16 protein-coding genes are annotated in these 16,369 nt (G+C 67.3%); 3 read left to right on the top strand and 13 right to left on the bottom strand.

What is annotated here, in order from left to right; translation table 11 throughout:
* Positions 1-112: 112 nt before the first annotated feature.
* The 8 genes from ACSHSS_RS27635 to rpe form a co-directional block, all read right to left on the bottom strand.
* Complete coding sequence (locus ACSHSS_RS27635) at positions 113-1,009, bottom strand: uracil-DNA glycosylase (protein ID WP_039226107.1); 897 nt, start codon at positions 1,007-1,009, stop codon at positions 113-115.
* 13 nt (positions 1,010-1,022) lie between these two features.
* Positions 1,023-1,649: a CYTH domain-containing protein gene (locus ACSHSS_RS27640; protein WP_261514247.1), complete on the bottom strand. Its 627-nt coding sequence runs from the start codon at positions 1,647-1,649 to the stop codon at positions 1,023-1,025.
* Positions 1,649-2,434: an indole-3-glycerol phosphate synthase TrpC gene (gene trpC, locus ACSHSS_RS27645; protein WP_006400471.1), complete on the bottom strand. Its 786-nt coding sequence runs from the start codon at positions 2,432-2,434 to the stop codon at positions 1,649-1,651. Before trpC ends, ACSHSS_RS27640 begins: the two co-directional genes overlap by 1 nt.
* Positions 2,435-2,462: 28 nt before the next feature.
* Positions 2,463-3,494 carry an anthranilate phosphoribosyltransferase gene (gene trpD, locus ACSHSS_RS27650; protein WP_006400470.1) on the bottom strand — a complete coding sequence of 344 codons (1,032 nt, stop codon included), beginning with the start codon at positions 3,492-3,494 and terminating at the stop codon, positions 2,463-2,465.
* A 12-nt stretch (positions 3,495-3,506) separates the two neighbouring features.
* The gene (locus ACSHSS_RS27655) at positions 3,507-4,094 is read right to left on the bottom strand and encodes an anthranilate synthase component II (protein WP_261514246.1); all 588 of its coding nucleotides are present in this window, start codon (positions 4,092-4,094) and stop codon (positions 3,507-3,509) included.
* A gap of 13 nt (positions 4,095-4,107) precedes the next feature.
* Positions 4,108-5,601, bottom strand: coding sequence for an anthranilate synthase component I (gene trpE, locus ACSHSS_RS27660; protein ID WP_035949211.1), 1,494 nt, complete (start codon positions 5,599-5,601; stop codon positions 4,108-4,110).
* A 359-nt stretch (positions 5,602-5,960) separates the two neighbouring features.
* Complete coding sequence (locus ACSHSS_RS27665) at positions 5,961-6,731, bottom strand: phosphoglycolate phosphatase (protein ID WP_261514244.1); 771 nt, start codon at positions 6,729-6,731, stop codon at positions 5,961-5,963.
* Between the two features lie 4 nt (positions 6,732-6,735).
* Positions 6,736-7,422 (bottom strand): ribulose-phosphate 3-epimerase, encoded by a 687-nt coding sequence (gene rpe / locus ACSHSS_RS27670; RefSeq protein ID WP_006400466.1) that lies wholly within the window; start codon positions 7,420-7,422, stop codon positions 6,736-6,738.
* Between the two features lie 185 nt (positions 7,423-7,607).
* On the opposite strand from rpe, the gene apaG reads away from it, so the two are divergent.
* Both apaG and mltA read left to right on the top strand, forming a co-directional pair.
* The gene (gene apaG / locus ACSHSS_RS27675; RefSeq protein WP_006400465.1) at positions 7,608-7,982 is read left to right on the top strand and encodes a Co2+/Mg2+ efflux protein ApaG; all 375 of its coding nucleotides are present in this window, start codon (positions 7,608-7,610) and stop codon (positions 7,980-7,982) included.
* A gap of 111 nt (positions 7,983-8,093) precedes the next feature.
* On the top strand, positions 8,094-9,326 hold the full coding sequence (mltA, locus tag ACSHSS_RS27680; protein WP_105840334.1) for a murein transglycosylase A: 1,233 nt from the start codon (positions 8,094-8,096) through the stop codon (positions 9,324-9,326).
* A gap of 207 nt (positions 9,327-9,533) precedes the next feature.
* Here the strand turns inward: mltA and paaK are convergent, their stop codons facing one another.
* From paaK to paaN, 5 genes are all read right to left on the bottom strand, one after another.
* Entirely contained in the window at positions 9,534-10,832 is a 1,299-nt protein-coding gene (gene paaK, locus ACSHSS_RS27685) for a phenylacetate--CoA ligase PaaK (RefSeq protein WP_261514243.1), read from the bottom strand.
* A gap of 38 nt (positions 10,833-10,870) precedes the next feature.
* On the bottom strand, positions 10,871-11,329 hold the full coding sequence (gene paaI, locus ACSHSS_RS27690; RefSeq protein ID WP_261514242.1) for a hydroxyphenylacetyl-CoA thioesterase PaaI: 459 nt from the start codon (positions 11,327-11,329) through the stop codon (positions 10,871-10,873).
* Between the two features lies 1 nt (position 11,330).
* Positions 11,331-12,122, bottom strand: coding sequence for a 2-(1,2-epoxy-1,2-dihydrophenyl)acetyl-CoA isomerase PaaG (paaG, locus tag ACSHSS_RS27695; protein ID WP_054317767.1), 792 nt, complete (start codon positions 12,120-12,122; stop codon positions 11,331-11,333).
* A gap of 45 nt (positions 12,123-12,167) precedes the next feature.
* A complete protein-coding gene (pcaF, locus tag ACSHSS_RS27700) occupies positions 12,168-13,370 on the bottom strand; it encodes a 3-oxoadipyl-CoA thiolase (protein WP_217262267.1) in 1,203 nt (400 codons plus the stop codon).
* An 86-nt stretch (positions 13,371-13,456) separates the two neighbouring features.
* Positions 13,457-15,163, bottom strand: a complete 1,707-nt coding sequence (gene paaN, locus ACSHSS_RS27705) for a phenylacetic acid degradation protein PaaN (protein ID WP_217262266.1) — start codon at positions 15,161-15,163, stop codon at positions 13,457-13,459.
* Between the two features lie 128 nt (positions 15,164-15,291).
* Here paaN and ACSHSS_RS27710 point away from each other — a divergent pair, with 128 nt between their 5' ends.
* Entirely contained in the window at positions 15,292-16,068 is a 777-nt protein-coding gene (locus ACSHSS_RS27710; RefSeq protein ID WP_217262265.1) for an enoyl-CoA hydratase, read from the top strand.
* Positions 16,069-16,369 lie beyond the last annotated feature (301 nt).

Genomic DNA, 16,369 nt, shown 5'->3' on the forward strand with positions numbered 1-16,369 from the left:
CAGCCCTTGGGCGCCTAGTGTTTAACCGTCCAACTTTGCGGGGTCAGTTCAGTCCCGACAGGGGCGCGGCGCTTTTGCATTCCGGCCGACGCAGGGCGCGGCGCAGCCGCCGTTACGCGAGCGTTTCGGCGACCTCGGGCAGCCGCCAGTCGATCGGCGTGCGGCCGTGCTCGACCAGATAGTCGTTCGCGAGCGCAAAGTGGCGGCAGCCGAGAAAGCCGCGATGCGCGGACAGCGGCGACGGATGCGGCGCCTCGAGCACGCAGTGCGCACTCGCGTCGAACAGCGCGCGCTTCGCCTGCGCGTGCGCACCCCACAGCATGAACACGAGCCCGCGATGACGGTTCGCGAGCTCGCGGATCAGCGTATCGGTGCACTGCTCCCAGCCGCGCTTCGCGTGGCTCGCGGCCGCGCCGCGCTCGACCGTCAGCACGGTGTTCAGCAGCAGCACGCCTTGACGCGCCCACGTGTCGAGACAGCCATGGCGCGGCGTATCGTGGCCGAAGTTCGCGGCGATTTCCTTGAAGATGTTGCGCAGCGACGGCGGCGTGCGCACGGCGGGCGGCACCGAGAATGCGAGGCCGTGCGCCTGCGGCGTGCCGCGATCGTCGCCGTGATAAGGATCCTGACCGAGGATCACGACCTTCACGTCGTCGGGGCTCGTCAGCCGCAGTGCGCGGAACACGTCGGTCGGGTAGATCGTCTTGCCGGCCGCGCGTTCGTCGTCGACGAAGCGGCACAGCGGCGCGTATGCGTCGCTGTCGATGAACGGCTTCAGCACGTCGCGCCATACGGCGGGCAGTGCATCGAATTGCGCGGCGAGGTGCGGGATGTCGCGCGCGGCGTGCGGCGCGGCCGCGGCGCCGGCAGCGATCTTGCCGGCCGGCCGGCGCTCGGCTGCGGCAGCGGCCGGCGCAGCGGGCCGGAGGTCGGCCTCGGCCGTTTCCGGCACGGGATCGTCGAACAGCGACGCCTGCAGCGGCGTGCGGGAGGTCTTGCGGGTTGCCATGCGTGATGCGGGTTTATTGCGCGCGCAGCCGGTAGCCGCGCTGCGCCTTGCTGATGTTTTTGGGAGCGAGACCCGGCAGCGCCTGCTGCAGGTCGGCGGCGAGCGTCGCGAGCGCCGCTTCCGGGCCGTCGAGCAGTTCGAGTTCGATTTCGCTGATCGGTTCGCGGCGCGTGTCGCGGTCCGTGTGGACGACGATCTCGCCGATGTCCACCGCCGCCTCGACCGTCGCACCGCCGATCGCGACGCGCCACAGCGTACGCGAAAAATCCGTGCGGAACAGCGCGTGCAGCGCGGGCGCCGCGTCACGCAGCGCGGCGGCGGCTTCCGGCACGTCGCATGCGGCGACGAGCGCGGCGACTTCGAGCGCGTCGCCGGCCACCGGCAGTTCCCATTCGTGGCGGCGGTGCAGCCCGTCTTCGGCGCTGCCGACCGTCTTGAACGTCTGCAGCCAGCCCTGCGGCGTGCGGCGTACGCGCACTGCGCTTTTCGAGCGCGCGAGCGCGAGGTCGGGCGTGTCGTAATAGACGTTCGACAGCGCGATCTCGCGGCCGCGCTCGCCGGTCAGCGTCTCGAAGAAGCGGTGCGCGGCCGGCGCGTGGCCGGCCGGCAGCGCGAGCTTGACTTCCTTTTCGATCGCCATCAGAAGAACATCCGTGCGAGTTCCTCGCCCGGCTGGTCGGCACGCATGAACGCCTCGCCGACGAGGAACGTGTTGACGTTCGCCGCGCGCATCGTGTCGACGTCCGCACGCGACAGGATCCCCGATTCGGTCACGACGATGCGGTCCTGCGGAATCATGTCGAGCATGTCGAGCGTCGCCCGGATCGAGGTTTCGAACGTGCGCAGGTTCCGGTTGTTGATGCCGAGCAGCGGCGTCTTGAGCGTCAGCGCCTGCTCCATTTCGTTGCGGTCGTGCACTTCGACGAGCACCGCGAGATCGAGCGAGTGCGCATACGCTTCGAGCTCCTGCATCAGCGGCGTGTCGAGCGCGGCGGCGATCAGCAGGATCGCGTCCGCGCCCATCGCGCGCGCTTCGAGGATCTGGTAAGCGTCGACGATGAAGTCCTTGCGCAACACCGGCAGGTCGCACGCGGCGCGCGCTTCCTCGAGATAGCGGACGCTGCCCTGGAAGAACTGCTCGTCGGTCAGCACCGACAGGCACGCGGCGCCGTGCGCCGCATACGAGCGCGCGATGTCGGCCGGCACGAAATGCTCGCGCAGCACGCCCTTCGACGGGCTCGCCTTCTTGATTTCGGCGATCACGGCCGGCTGGCCGGCCGCATGCTTGGCGCGCAGCGCGCCGACGAAGTCGCGCCGGTCGCGTGCGGACGCTTCCAGCTTCAGCGCCTCGAGCGGCGTGCTGCGCATGGCGGCTGCTACTTCTTCGCGCTTGACGGCGATGATTCGGTCGAGAATGTCGCTCATGTGGGTTCCTGCTTGATTCGTAACGGGGTCAGCGCTTGAACTGCTGCGTGAAGCGCACGAGTTCGTCGACTTTCGCACGGGCCTTGCCGCTCGCGATCGCTTCGCGCGCGAGCTGGATGCCGTCGGCGATCGAGCCGGCGACGTTCGCCGCATAAAGCGCGGTGCCCGCATTGAGCGTGACGATTTCGCGCGCGACGCCCGGCTGATTGTCGAGCGCGCCGAGCAGCATCGCGCGCGATTCCTCGGCATTTTCCACCTTCAGCGTGCGGTTCGACACCATCTGCAAGCCGAAGTCCTCCGGATGGATCTCGTATTCGTGCACCTGGCCGTCGCGCAGCTCGCCGACGAGCGTCGCGGCGCCGAGCGACACCTCGTCCATCCCGTCCTTGCCGTACACGACGAGCACGTGCTGCGCACCCAGGCGCTGCATCACGCGCACCTGGATGCCGACGAGGTCGGGGTGGAACACGCCCATCAGCTGATTCGGCGCGCCGGCCGGATTGGTGAGCGGGCCGAGGATGTTGAAGATCGTGCGCACGCCGAGCTCGCGGCGCACGGCCGCGATGTTCTTCATGGCCGGATGATGGTTCGGCGCGAACATGAAGCCCATCCCGGTTTCGGCGATCGACGCGGCAACCTGGTCGGGCTGCAGGTCGATGTTGACGCCGAGCGCTTCCAGCACGTCGGCGCTGCCGGACTTGCTCGATACGCCGCGGTTGCCGTGCTTCGCGACCTTCGCGCCGGCCGCGGCCGTCACGAACATCGACGCGGTCGAGATGTTGAACGTATGCGAGCCGTCGCCGCCCGTGCCGACGATGTCGACGAAATTCGAGTTGTCCTGCACCTCGACGTGGTTCGCGAATTCGCGCATCACGGTCGCGGCGGCGGCGATCTCGCCGATCGTCTCCTTCTTCACGCGCAGCCCGGTGATGATCGCGGCCGCCATCACCGGCGACATGTCGCCGCGCATGATGAGCCGCATCAGATGCAGCATCTCGTCGTGGAAAATCTCGCGGTGCTCGATCGTGCGCTGCAGCGCTTCCTGCGGAGTAATCGTCATCGTCGCGCTCCGTCAGGCGGCATGCGCGGCCGCGCGCGCCTGCTTCAGGAAGTTCTCGAGCAGCGCATGGCCGTATTCGGACAGGATCGATTCCGGATGAAACTGCACGCCTTCGATCGGCAGCGTCTTGTGACGCACGCCCATGATTTCGCCGTCGTCGGTCGTGGCGGAGATCTCGAGGCAGTCGGGCAGCGACTCGCGCTCGATCGCGAGCGAGTGATAGCGCGTGACGTCGAAGTGCTTCGGCAGATCGGCGAACACGCCGCGGCCGTCGGTCTCGATGCGGCTCACCTTGCCGTGCATGATGGTCTTCGCGCGCACGACGCGGCCGCCGAACGCCTCGCCGATCGCCTGATGGCCGAGGCACACGCCGAGAATCGGCTTCTTGCCTGCGAATTCGCGCAGCACGTCGAGCGTGATGCCCGCGTGCTGCGGATTGCTCGGCCCCGGCGACAGACAGATCGCGTCGGGATCGAGCCGCGCGATGTCGTCGAGCGTGATTTCGTCGTTGCGGTAGGTGCGCACGTCCTCGCCCAGTTCGCCGAAGTACTGGACCAGGTTGTAGGTGAACGAGTCGTAGTTGTCGATCATGAGCAGCATGGTCAGTCTCCGGTCAGAAGTCGCTATCGAGGCCGTCCTGGACCTGTTCGGCCGCGCGCAGCACCGCGCGCGCCTTGTTCTCGGTCTCTTGCCATTCGGATTCGGGCACCGAATCCGCGACGACGCCGGCCGCCGCTTGAACATACAGGTTGCCGTTGTGGATCAGGCCCGTGCGGATCGCGATCGCGAGATCCATCTCGCCCGAGAACGACAGGTAGCCGACGGCGCCGCCGTAGAGCCCGCGCTTGACGGGCTCGAGCTCGTCGATCAGCTCCATCGCGCGCACCTTCGGCGCGCCGGACAGCGTGCCGGCCGGGAACGTCGCGCGCAGCACGTCGAAATTCGTCATGCCGGGCTTCAGCTTGCCTTCGACCGAGCTGACGATGTGCTGCACGTGCGAGTACTTCTCGATCACCATCTTGTCGGTCACCTGCACCGAGCCGATGTCGGCGATGCGGCCGACGTCGTTGCGCGCGAGGTCGATCAGCATCACGTGCTCGGCGATTTCCTTCGGATCGTTCAGCAGCTCGGTCGCGAGCTCCGCGTCGCGCTCGGGCGTGTTGCCGCGCGGGCGCGTGCCGGCGAGCGGACGGATCGTGACGATCTGGTCGTCGCCGCGCTTTTCCTGGCGCACGAGGATTTCCGGCGACGCACCGACCACGTGGAACTCGCCGAAGTTGTAGTAGTACATGTACGGCGACGGATTCAGCGAGCGCAGCGCGCGATACAGCGACAGCGGATTGTCGCGGTAGGGCTTCGTCAGGCGCTGGCCGACCTGGATCTGCATCAGTTCGCCGGCCGCGATGTATTCCTTCGCCTGACGCACGGCGGCCAGATAGTCGTCCTTCCTGAATTCGCGGAACGTCTCGGTGCGCACGCTCGCCGACGTGACGGGCGGCTGCACGGTTGCGCGCAGCCGCTGCTTGAGCTCGCGCAGGCGCTGCTTCGCCTTCGCGTACGCCTCGGGCTGGCCCGGATCCGCGTAGATGATCAGATACAGCTTGCCGGCGAGGTTGTCGATCACCGCGACTTCCTCGGTCAGCAGCAGCTGGATGTCGGGCAGGCCGAGATCGTCGCGCGGCGCGGTGTGTGCGAGCTTCTTCTCGATGTAGCGCACCGCGTCGTAGCCGAAATAGCCGGCCAGACCGCCGCAGAAGCGCGGCAGACCGGGGCGCTGCGCGACCTTGAAGCGCGCCTGGAACGACGCGATGAACTCGAACGGATCGCCGTCGTGCGTCTCGACGACCGCGCCGTCGCGCACGACTTCGGAGACGCCGTTGCGGGTGCGCACGAGCGTGCGTGCCGGCAGCCCGATGAACGAGTAGCGGCCGAAGCGTTCGCCGCCGACCACCGATTCGAGCAGGAAGGAGTTCGCGCCGGCGCGTTCGGGCTGCGCGAGCTTCAGGTAGAGCGACAGCGGCGTTTCGAGATCGGCGAGCGCTTCGGCGATCAGCGGGATGCGGTTATAGCCTTCGTTCGCGAGCGATTGGAATTCGAGTTCGGTCATGTTCCGGTCCTGTTCGGGACGAGCGGCGCGTGCGCCAGGGATCGTTTGACGCTGCGCGGGCTACCGTCGGCGAAAGGGCGGTCGATCCTGAAGTGCCTGGTGCCGGCCGGCGCGGCCCGCAGCGTGAACGTCGCGAGCCTGCAGCCGATCCTGAACGCAGGCGTTCGGACACGGTGGAACTCGGGTGGTGCGACGATCGGCGCGCGGATGCGCAGCGAGATAAAAAACGGCGCTGAAGACGTGCTTCAGCGTACCTCATCGAAGAGGTTAGCGCGACCAGCGACGCCAGGGCCAGGCTCCCCGGTCGATGCTGCTCAGACTCCGTTTTTTATTCAGAAACATGCGGATGGAAGAAATAGTCAGACGGTTGGCTGGCCGGCGTTGTGCGCGACGATCGCGCGAGCCGCAACCAGCAACGAATCGACTATACCATCCGAATTTATCGTTTGTATAGGCTTGCCGTGGTTGTAGCCATACGGGACCGTCAGCGTCGCCATCCCGGCCGCGCGGCCCGCGAGCGCGTCGTTTTCCGAGTCGCCGATCGCGACCGACACGTGCGGCGCGACGCCGAGCGCGTCGCAGGCCGCCAGCATCGGCAGCGGATCGGGCTTCTTGCGCGCGACGCTGTCACCGCCGAGCACGATGCCGAAACGATCGGCAAGCCCGTATTGCTCGAGCAGCTCGACCGCGAAGCGGTGCGGCTTGTTCGTCACGCACGCGAGCCGGATGCCGGCCGCGTGCAGCGTATCGAGGCCGGTCGCGACGTCGGGATAGAGGCGCGTGTGGCGGCCGTTGATCTTCGCGTATTCGGCCTGATAGATCGCGAGCGCGTCGTCGAAGCGCGTGCGCAGTTCGTCTGCAGTGAAGCGCGGCGTCAGCACGCAATGAATCAGATGCTCGGAGCCCTTGCCGACGTAGCCGATCACTTCGTCGCGCGACGTGGCCGGCGCACCGAGCTTCGCGAGCATCGCGTTCAGGCCGGCCGTGAAATCGTCGACCGTATCGACCATCGTGCCGTCCAGATCGATCAGCGCCGCGTCGATGCGCGGCGCGCTCAAGCGGATCGTGCGATCGCCGGCGGCGAGCGGCTCGGCGGCGGATGCGGACGGTGCAAGCGGCGGCTGAGCCATCGCGTCAGCTCCGCTCGACGGCCGCGAGGGCGGCGCGCATCTCGTCGATCACCTTTCGGTAGTCGGGCTTGCCGAAGATCGCCGAGCCCGCGACGAACGTGTCGGCGCCGGCCGCCGCGATTTCCGCGATGTTGTCGGCCTTCACGCCGCCGTCGACCTCGAGCAGGATCTCGCGGCCCGTGCGTTCGGTGTACGCGTCGATGCGCGCACGCGCTTCGCGCAGCTTGTTCAGCGTTTCCGGAATGAACGACTGGCCGCCGAAACCGGGGTTCACCGACATCAGCAGCACGTAGTCGAGCCGGTCCATCACGTGATCGAGATAGTTCAGCGGCGTCGCGGGGTTGAACACGAGACCGGCCTTGCAGCCGTGATCGCGGATCAGCGTGAGCGTGCGGTCGATGTGGTCCGAGCCTTCCGGATGGAAGCTGATCAGGTTCGCGCCGGCTTTGGCGAAGTCCGGCACGATCCGGTCGACCGGACGCACCATCAGATGCACGTCGATCGGCACCTGCACGTGCGGGCGGATCGCCTCGCACACGAGCGGGCCGATCGTCAGGTTCGGGACGTAATGGTTGTCCATCACGTCGAAGTGGATCCAGTCGGCGCCGGCGGCGACCACGTTGCGGACTTCTTCGCCGAGCCGCGCGAAGTCGGCCGACAGGATGCTGGGAGCGATGCGGAATTGAGTCATGACAGGGAAGCGGGGACGCTGCGGCGCAAAACCGCCATTCTACCGCCCGCCGGGCGCGCCGCGGCGGCGGCCCGGCCGGTTGCAGCCCGTTTGCGCATCAAGCAGAATGCCGAACCAAAGCGGCGCGCCTGCCGCGCCCTTCGTCCACGTCGCCGGCGCGGGCCTTACCCTCCAGCGGAAACACCATGAGTCAGTATCAGTTCACCGTTTCGGTGAAAACCAGCTACTTGCCGGAACAATCCGACCCCGAACGTCGTCAATACGCATTCGCGTACACGCTGACGATCCGCAACACGGGGCAGGTCGCCGCGCAACTGATCGCGCGCCACTGGATCATCACGGACAGCGAGAATCACGTGCAGGAAGTGAAAGGGCTCGGCGTGGTCGGGCATCAGCCGCTGCTGCAGCCGGGCGAACAGTTCGAGTACACGAGCTGGGCCGTGATCGCGACGCCGGTGGGCACGATGCGTGGCGCGTATTTCTGCGTGGCCGAAGACGGCGAGCGCTTCGAAGCGCCGATCGACGAGTTCGCGCTGCACATGCCGCGCACGCTGCACTGAGCGCACGACGCGGCACGCGGCGCGGCGCTGCGCTGCGCGCGCCGCGATCAGCGCGGCTGACGGTCGTTGTTGCGGGCGTGCTTCTTTCTGCCCGACGCGGTCCACGCGACGATGAAAACCAGCAGGGCGAGCGCGAGAAAGGCTTCCAGCGCGAAGATGAGCATCGGATATTGGTCGAGAAAATCTGACATGGCGGTTTCCATCAAGAACGGACATTGTATGTGGTTTGGACGCGCGGCGGCCGGCTGGGCGGCGGCGGTCGCGACGGCGGCGCTGCTCGCCGCGTGCGGCGGCGCGCCGACGCGGCCGACCGCGCTGAAGCCGCCGACCGGTGCGGCGATCGTGCCGGGGCAGGTCGCCGCGAAGCGGCTCACGCCGGTGGCGTGGCAGCAGGTGCCGGGCTGGCAAGACGATTCGCTGATCGGCGCGACGGCCGCGCTGCGACAGAACTGCGTGCGGCTCGCGCGGCAGCCGGCGTGGCAGCGCGCGTGCGCGGCCGCCGAGCGGCTCGACGAACTCGACGCGAACGGCGCGCGCGCGTTTTTCGAAACGTACTTCACGCCGTTCCAGTTCGCGAATACCGACGGCACGCTCGACGGCCTCGTGACCGGTTATTACGAGCCGTTGCTGCACGGCTCGCGCGTGCGCCGCGGCCCGTATCAATATGCGCTGTATCGCTGGCCGGCCGGCTATCGCGCCGGCGCGCCGCTGCCTGCGCGCGCGCAGCTCGAACGCTCGGGCGTACTGAACGGCAACGAGCTCGTGTGGGTCGACGACCCGATCGAGGCGTTCTTCCTGCAGGTGCAGGGCTCGGGGCGCGTGCTGCTCGACGACGGCTCGGTGATGCGCGTCGGCTTCGGCGGCACCAACAATCAGCCGTATCGCTCGATCGGCAAGTGGCTGCTCGATCGCGGCGAACTGACGCCGGCGCAGGCGACGATGCAGGGCATCAAGGCGTGGGCGAAGGCGAATCCGGGCCGTGTCGACGCGCTGCTCGACACGAACCCGCGCTTCGTCTTCTTCCGCGAGATGCCGACGAAGGAGGAAGCGCCGCACGGCGGCGCGGACGGCCCGATCGGCGCGCTCGGCGTGCCGCTCACGCCCGAGCGTTCGATCGCCGTCGATCCGGCGTCGATTCCGCTCGGCACGCCGGTGTTTCTGCAGACCACGCGTCCGCTGACGAACACGCCGATGAACCGACTCGTGTTCGCCCAAGATACGGGCAGCGCGATCAAGGGCGGCGTGCGGGCCGACTATTTCTGGGGGCTCGGCGACGATGCGGGCGACCTCGCCGGTCGCATGAAGCAGGTCGGCCGGATGTGGCTGCTGTTCCCGAATTCGTGAGGGTTTTCGTGTCGTCGTCGTGACGGCCGACGGCGGCGTATAGCCGGCGGGGCGCGCGCCTGTCGGCGAAATCGTTGGGGCGAGGCCGGACGGTTCGCGCCGATGAATAGAAAAACGCCCGGCCGGCGTTCGCCGGTCGGGCGCTGCATCGAAATGGCGTTGCGGTCGCCGCGACGCTCGCTATGCGGCGCGCGACGACTTGCCGGCTCAGCCCTTGCGCTTGTCGATCACGCGGCGCGCCTTGCCCACCGAGCGTTCGATCCCGTTGACCGGCAGCACGTTGATCACCGCCGTCACGCCGATCAGCGATTTGATGTCGTACGCGAGCGCCTGCTTCGCGGCCTGAATCGCGGCGGTGTCGGGCGCGGTTTCGGGGCACGGCTCGACGTTGAGCGTCAGTACGTCGAGCGGCCCTTCCTTCGTCAGCACGATCTGGTAATGCGGCGCGAGCGCGCGCTGCTTCAGCAGTTGCTCCTCGATCTGCGTCGGAAACACGTTCACGCCGCGCACGATCATCATGTCGTCCGAGCGGCCCGTGATCTTTTCCATGCGTCGCATCGTACGTGCGGTGCCCGGCAGCAGACGTGTGAGGTCGCGCGTCCGGTAGCGGATGATCGGCAGCGCTTCCTTCGTCAGCGACGTGAACACGAGCTCACCGAGTTCGCCGTCCGGCAGCACTTCGCCGGTGTCGGGATCGATGATTTCCGGGTAGAAATGATCTTCCCAGATCGTCGGGCCGTCCTTCGTTTCGACACATTCCGACGCGACGCCGGGGCCCATCACTTCGGACAGCCCGTAGATGTCGACCGCGTCGATCTTCATCCGCTGCTCGATCGCGACGCGCATGTCGTTGGTCCACGGCTCGGCGCCGAAGATGCCGATGCGCAGCGAACTCTGCGCCGGATCGACGCCCTGCCGTTCGAACTCGTCGGCGATCGACAGCATGTAGCTCGGCGTCACCATGATGATGTCGGGGCGGAAGTCCTGGATCAGCTGCACCTGTTTTTCGGTCTGGCCGCCGCCGAACGGAATGACCGTGAGGCCCGCGCGTTCGGCGCCGTAGTGCGCGCCGAGGCCGCCGGTGAACAGCCCGTACCCGTAGCTCACGTGCACCTTGTCGCCGGGGCGCGCTCCGGCCGCGCGGATCGAGCGCGCCACGAGGTTCGCCCATGTATCGATGTCGCGCGCCGTGTAGCCGACCACGGTCGGTTTGCCGGTCGTGCCCGACGACGCATGAATGCGCGAGACCCGCTCCTGCGGCACCGCGAACATCCCGAACGGATAGCTGTCGCGCAGGTCGCTCTTCGTCGTGAACGGGAAGCGCGACAGGTCGGCGAGCGTTTGCAGGTCGTCCGGATGCACGCCGGCTTCGTCGAACTTGCGGCGATAGACCGGCGAGTTGTCGTACGCGTGCCGCAGCGACCATTTGAGGCGTTCGAGCTGCATCGCGGTCAGCTCGTCGCGGGATGCGGTCTCGATCGGCTCGAGCGGTAGCGGGGTAGTCATGCGTGTCTCCAGTGTTTGTTATGGGCGTGGCGCCGACGTCAGCGGTCTTCCGGTATCACGGTGCCCTTGATCTGCGCGGACTTGCCGCGAAACATCGCCACCGTTTCGCCGGCGCGGTTCGTCACGCGGATGTCGTAGATGCCGTGCCGGCCGCTGCGTGTTTGTTCGGTTGCCTCGGCGGTCAGCACGTCGCCGCCGTGCACGGGCCGCAGATACTCGATCGAGCAGCCGGCTGCGACCGTATTGACGTTGTACGAATTGCACGCGAATGCGAACGTCGAATCGGCGAGCGTGAAGATCAGCCCGCCGTGGCAGATCTGATGGCCGTTCAGGAAATCGGTGCGCACGGGCATCCGCAGGCGCGCATAACCGGCGCGCACGTCGACGATTTCGATGCCGAGCGCGCGGCTGCACGCGTCGGCTTCGTACATGGTGTGCGCGGTCATGCGTGCGAGAGCGTCGGGATCGAGCGTGTCGGTCGTCGGGTTCGTCGTCATGTCAGCGGCCCTCGAAGCGCGGCGCACGCTTTTCGATGAATGCGTTGACGCCTTCGGCGTAATCGTGCGACTGGCCGAGCTTGCGCTGCAGGTCGCGCTCCAGATCGAGTTGCTGGTCGAGCGTATGGGTCATGCCGTCGCGCATCGCCTGCTTGATCGACGCGATCGCGAGCGTCGGTTGCTGCGCGAGCCGCGCGGCCAGTTCACGGGCCGATGCGGCGAGCGCGTCATCGTCGACGGCGCGCCAGATCAGCCCCCACTGTTCCGCCTGTTCGGCGCCGAGCTTGTCGCCGGTCAGCGCAAGGCCCAGCGCGCGCGCCATCCCGACGCGCTGCGGCAGGAACCACGTGCCGCCCGAGTCCGGCACGAGGCCGATCTTGACGAAAGCCTGGATGAAGCTGCTCGAGCGCGCGGCGAGCACGATATCGCACGCGAGCGCGAGATTCGCGCCCGCACCGGCGGCCGTGCCGTTGACGGCGGCGATCACCGGAATCGGCATGCGCTGCAGGCGCCGGATCAGCGGATTGAAGTGCTCGTCGATCAGCGCGCCGAGGTCGGTCGACGCGCCCGGCGTGAAGTCGAGATCCGCGAGATCCTGCCCGGCGCAGAATCCGCGCCCGGCACCCGTCAGAATCAGTGCGCGCGCACCGGCCGCGCCGACCTCGTCGAGCGCCGACTGCAGTTCGCGATGCATCGCGCGCGTAAAGCTGTTCAGCTTGTCGGGACGATCGAGCGTGATCGTCGCCACGCGGGCGGCTTCGTCGATGTCCAGCCGAATTGCCTGATAGGACATGCAGTGTCTCCGTGATGATTCGTTATAGGTGCGCGCGGCGGCCAGTTATACGCGTTCGATCGCAAGCGCGATGCCTTGCCCGACGCCGATGCACATCGTGCACAGCGCGAAGCGGCCGTTCGTGCGATGCAGCTGATACATCGCCGTCGTCACGAGCCGCGCGCCCGATGCGCCGAGCGGATGGCCGAGCGCGATCGCGCCGCCGTTCGGGTTCACGCGCGGATCGTCGTCGGCGACGCCGAGCATGCGCAGCACCGCGAGACCCTGCGACGCGAACGCTTCGTTCAGTTCGATCACGTCGAACTGGTCGATCGTCATGCCGAGTTGCTGGAGCAGCTTCTGCGTCGCCGGCGCCGGGCCGATACCCATCACGCGCGGCGCGACGCCGGCGGTCGCCATGCCGATGACGCGCGCGCGGCGGCGCAGGCCGTACTGGTCGGCCGCTTCCCCATTCGCGAGCAGCAGCGCGCACGCGCCGTCGTTGACGCCCGACGCGTTGCCGGCCGTCACCGTGCCGTCCGGGCGCACGACGCCCTTCAGCTTCGCGAGCGCTTCCAGCGATGTCTCGCGCGGATGCTCGTCGCGCGACACGACGAGCGGGTCGCCCTTCTTCTGCGCAATCGTGACGGGCACGATTTCCTCGGCCAGTGTGCCGTCCTGCTGCGCGCGGGCCGCCTTCTGCTGGCTGCGCAGCGCGAACAGATCCTGATCGGCGCGGCTCACGTTGTAGTCGACCGCGACGTTCTCGGCCGTCTCCGGCATCGAGTCGACGCCGTATCGCTGTTTCATCAGCGGATTGACGAAACGCCAGCCGATCGTCGTGTCGTAGATGTCGGCCTGACGCGCGAATGCGCTCGCGGCCTTGCCCATCACGAACGGTGCGCGCGTCATGCTTTCGACGCCGCCGGCGATCATCAGCCGTGCTTCGCCGGCCTTGATCGCGCGCGCGGCCGTGCCGATCGCGTCCATGCCCGAGCCGCAGAGCCGGTTCAGCGTCGTGCCGGGGACGGCGGTCGGCAGCCCGGCCAGCAGCGCCGACATGCGTGCGACGTTGCGGTTGTCTTCGCCGGCCTGGTTCGCACAGCCGTAAATCACGTCGTCGACCGCGTTCCAGTCGACGTCGCGGTTGCGCTCGATCAGCGCCTTCAGCGGCACCGCGCCCAGGTCATCGGCGCGGACGTCTTTCAGGGCGCCGCCGTAGCGGCCGATAGGGGTGCGAATGGCATCGCAGATATAGGCGTCAGTCATGGCGTATCGGAAGGCGACGAACCCGCCGGATGGCGGATTCGTTCATGGTAGAGAATGTGGCGGCGTTTGCACGTCCGCCATTCGGGTTATGCCGGTTGGCCGACTTCCGCGGGCGCCGCCTTCGGCGCAACATGGACGCGGCTCTGAACCACGCGGAAGCGGTTGGCGACGAATGCGGCATCGGCCAGCGCCGCGTTCGCGGCCGGATTGGCGCCCGTACCGTGGAAGTCCGAGAACGCGGCCGACTGATTGACGAACACGCCGCCTGTCAGGTTGATCGACAGCGCGACGCCGCCGCGCACCGCGGCTTCGTGTGCGGCGTCGATCACGTCGTCGGCCATGCTGTAGACGGACAGCGTCAGCGCGCCATGCTCGGCGGCGATTTCGCCGGCGAGATCGAGCGACTGCGCGGTCGAGTCGGTCGCGATCACGAACGAGATCGGCCCGAACCATTCCTGCGTGAATTTTTCGCGGTCGGCGACGTCGAGCTGCAGCACGAGCGGCGTGCGCATGCGAGCGTCGGGGAAGGCGGGGTGCTGAAGCGTCTGGCTATCGAGAAGCACGCGGCCGACTGCGCGCGCGGCGTCGATGCGTGCCGTCACGCCGTCGTTCTGGATGGCGCCGATCAGCTCGACCGACCGTGCCGGGTCCCCGGTGAGTTTCTGCACCGCGCCGGCGATCGCCTGCGCGACTTCATCGAAGCTCGCATGGCCGTCGGCGGTGCGGATGCCGTCGCGCGGCACATAGATGTTCTGCGGCGCGGTGCACATCTGCCCCGAGTACAGCGCAAGCGAGAACGCGATGTTCTTGGCGGCGGCTTTCAGGTCGTCGGTCGAGTCGATCACGATCTGATTGACGCCTGCCTTCTCGGTGTAGACCTGCGCCTGATGGGCGTGACGTTCGAGCCACGTGCCATTCTGCGTGCTGCCGGTGAAGTCGATCAGCTTGATCTCGGGGCGCAGCGCGAGGTCCTGCACGAGTGCGCCGTCGTTCGGCTCCGTGGCGAGCAGCGTCACGACGTTCGGATCGAAGCCGGCCTCGCGCAGCACGTCGCGCGCGATCCGCACGGTGATCGCGAGCGGCAGGATTGCGCCCGGATGAGGCTTCACGATGACCGTGTTGCCGGTCGCGAGATCGGCGAACAGGCCGGGATAGCCGTTCCAGGTCGGGAACGTGCAGCAGCCGAGCACGAGCCCGGTGCCGCGCGGGACGATCGTGTAACGCTTCTGCATCGCGAGCGGCGGGTTCTTGCCTTGCGGCTTTTCCCAATGCGCGTCGGCCGGGACGCGGCGCAGTTGGTCCCACGCGTAGGCGACGGCCTCGAGCGCGCGGTCCTGCGCATGCGGGCCGCCGGCCTGGAACGCCATCATGAACGCCTGGCCCGTCGTGTGCATCACGCTGTACGCGATTTCGAAGCTGGCGCGGTTCAGGCGCGCGAGGACTTCCAGGCTGACACCGATCCACGCGCTCGGGCCGGCCTCGCGCCACGCCCGCTGGGCAGAGCCGGCGGCGGCGATCAGCGCATCGGGCGTCGACTTCGGATACCGGATGTCGAGCGCGACGCCATACGGAGAACGTTCCGCGCCGACCGTCTCGCCGCTGGCCGGCTGGTCGAGCTCGAAGGTCTTGCCGAGGTGCGATTTGAACGCGGCTTCGCCGTCTGCATTGCCGCTTTCCCCGTACACTTTGGGGCTCGGCATTTCGGCGAACGGGCTCCAGTATCCGCGGCTCTCGATGGCGGCGAGTGCGCGTTTCAGCGTGTCTTCGTGCTTCGTGAACAGTGCATGGGTCATGACGGCGGCCTGATGAACGTGAGAAGGGTTGGATCGATTAATTAACCGACCGGTTGGTCGGAGAATGGTAGCATCAAACTATTCGCGTGTGCGAGGCGTTTCTCAATTCATTGATCGAGGAGAAATAGATGTCTTACGAGAACATCCTGGTGGAGACGCGGGGGCGTGTCGGACTGATCACGCTGAACCGGCCGAAGGCGCTGAACGCGTTGAACGACGCGCTGATGGACGAGCTGGGCGCCGCGCTGAAGGCGTTCGACGCCGACGACGCCGTGGGCGCGATCGTCGTAACGGGAAGCGAGAAGGCCTTCGCGGCCGGAGCGGACATCGGCATGATGGCCACCTATTCCTATATGGACGTGTACCGCGGCGACTACATCACGCGCAACTGGGAGACGGTGCGCCAGATCCGCAAGCCGATCATTGCAGCGGTCGCCGGTTTTGCGCTCGGCGGCGGCTGCGAGCTGGCGATGATGTGCGACATCATCTTCGCCGCCGATACGGCGAAATTCGGCCAGCCGGAAATCAAGCTGGGCGTGATGCCGGGCGCCGGCGGCACGCAGCGCCTGCCGCGCGCGATATCGAAGGCGAAGGCCATGGACATGTGCCTGACTGCGCGCTTCATGGATGCGGACGAGGCGGAGCGCGCCGGGCTCGTATCGCGCGTGCTGCCGGCGGACAAGCTGCTCGGCGAGGCGTTGTCGGCTGCGGCGACGATCGCCGAGTTTTCGCTGCCCGCGGTCATGATGATCAAGGAGTCGGTGAATCGGGCGTACGAGACGACGCTGGCGGAAGGTGTTCATTTCGAGCGCCGGCTGTTCCACTCGCTGTTCGCGACCGAGGATCAGAAGGAAGGGATGGCGGCGTTCGTCGAGAAGCGCAAGCCGGTGTTCAAGAACCGGTGATGGCATCGCGCGGCGGTTGTGGCGTTTGATGCCAACGGCGCAGCGCGTAACGCAGTCGAATCCGTGCGTCGTCGCCTCGAAGCCACCGTGCGCGGCAGCGCACGGTGGCTTTTAAAAATATTTTCACAAACCGCTTGCGCGTTGGGCGTGGGGTGCATAGAATCACGCCTCTTTCGCGCTAACGGAAACGCGGCGCGAAAGGGGAAGCGAAGTCGGACGTGTGCTGCAGCATAGAGCGCCTGCCCGACGCAGGAAGAAGAACCCCGCAGTCGCAACGATGTAGTGAAAAAAGTTGTTGACG

It is taken from the genome of Burkholderia sp. BC1 (assembly GCF_052683555.1).

What these genes read in the sequence shown, in the direction of transcription:
- ACSHSS_RS27710 (WP_217262265.1), top strand. Translation starts at nt 15,292, where the DNA reads ATGTCTTACGAGAACATCCTGGTGGAGACGCGGGGGCGTGTCGGACTG.
- ACSHSS_RS27635 (WP_039226107.1), bottom strand. Translation starts at nt 1,009, where the DNA reads ATGGCAACCCGCAAGACCTCCCGCACGCCGCTGCAGGCGTCGCTGTTC.
- ACSHSS_RS27665 (WP_261514244.1), bottom strand. Translation starts at nt 6,731, where the DNA reads ATGGCTCAGCCGCCGCTTGCACCGTCCGCATCCGCCGCCGAGCCGCTC.
- trpE (WP_035949211.1), bottom strand. Translation starts at nt 5,601, where the DNA reads ATGACCGAACTCGAATTCCAATCGCTCGCGAACGAAGGCTATAACCGC.
- paaI (WP_261514242.1), bottom strand. Translation starts at nt 11,329, where the DNA reads ATGACGACGAACCCGACGACCGACACGCTCGATCCCGACGCTCTCGCA.
- ACSHSS_RS27640 (WP_261514247.1), bottom strand. Translation starts at nt 1,649, where the DNA reads ATGGCGATCGAAAAGGAAGTCAAGCTCGCGCTGCCGGCCGGCCACGCG.
- mltA (WP_105840334.1), top strand. Translation starts at nt 8,094, where the DNA reads ATGAAAACCAGCAGGGCGAGCGCGAGAAAGGCTTCCAGCGCGAAGATG.
- trpC (WP_006400471.1), bottom strand. Translation starts at nt 2,434, where the DNA reads ATGAGCGACATTCTCGACCGAATCATCGCCGTCAAGCGCGAAGAAGTA.
- ACSHSS_RS27655 (WP_261514246.1), bottom strand. Translation starts at nt 4,094, where the DNA reads ATGCTGCTCATGATCGACAACTACGACTCGTTCACCTACAACCTGGTC.
- paaG (WP_054317767.1), bottom strand. Translation starts at nt 12,122, where the DNA reads ATGTCCTATCAGGCAATTCGGCTGGACATCGACGAAGCCGCCCGCGTG.
- paaN (WP_217262266.1), bottom strand. Translation starts at nt 15,163, where the DNA reads ATGACCCATGCACTGTTCACGAAGCACGAAGACACGCTGAAACGCGCA.
- trpD (WP_006400470.1), bottom strand. Translation starts at nt 3,494, where the DNA reads ATGACGATTACTCCGCAGGAAGCGCTGCAGCGCACGATCGAGCACCGC.
- apaG (WP_006400465.1), top strand. Translation starts at nt 7,608, where the DNA reads ATGAGTCAGTATCAGTTCACCGTTTCGGTGAAAACCAGCTACTTGCCG.
- paaK (WP_261514243.1), bottom strand. Translation starts at nt 10,832, where the DNA reads ATGACTACCCCGCTACCGCTCGAGCCGATCGAGACCGCATCCCGCGAC.
- rpe (WP_006400466.1), bottom strand. Translation starts at nt 7,422, where the DNA reads ATGACTCAATTCCGCATCGCTCCCAGCATCCTGTCGGCCGACTTCGCG.
- pcaF (WP_217262267.1), bottom strand. Translation starts at nt 13,370, where the DNA reads ATGACTGACGCCTATATCTGCGATGCCATTCGCACCCCTATCGGCCGC.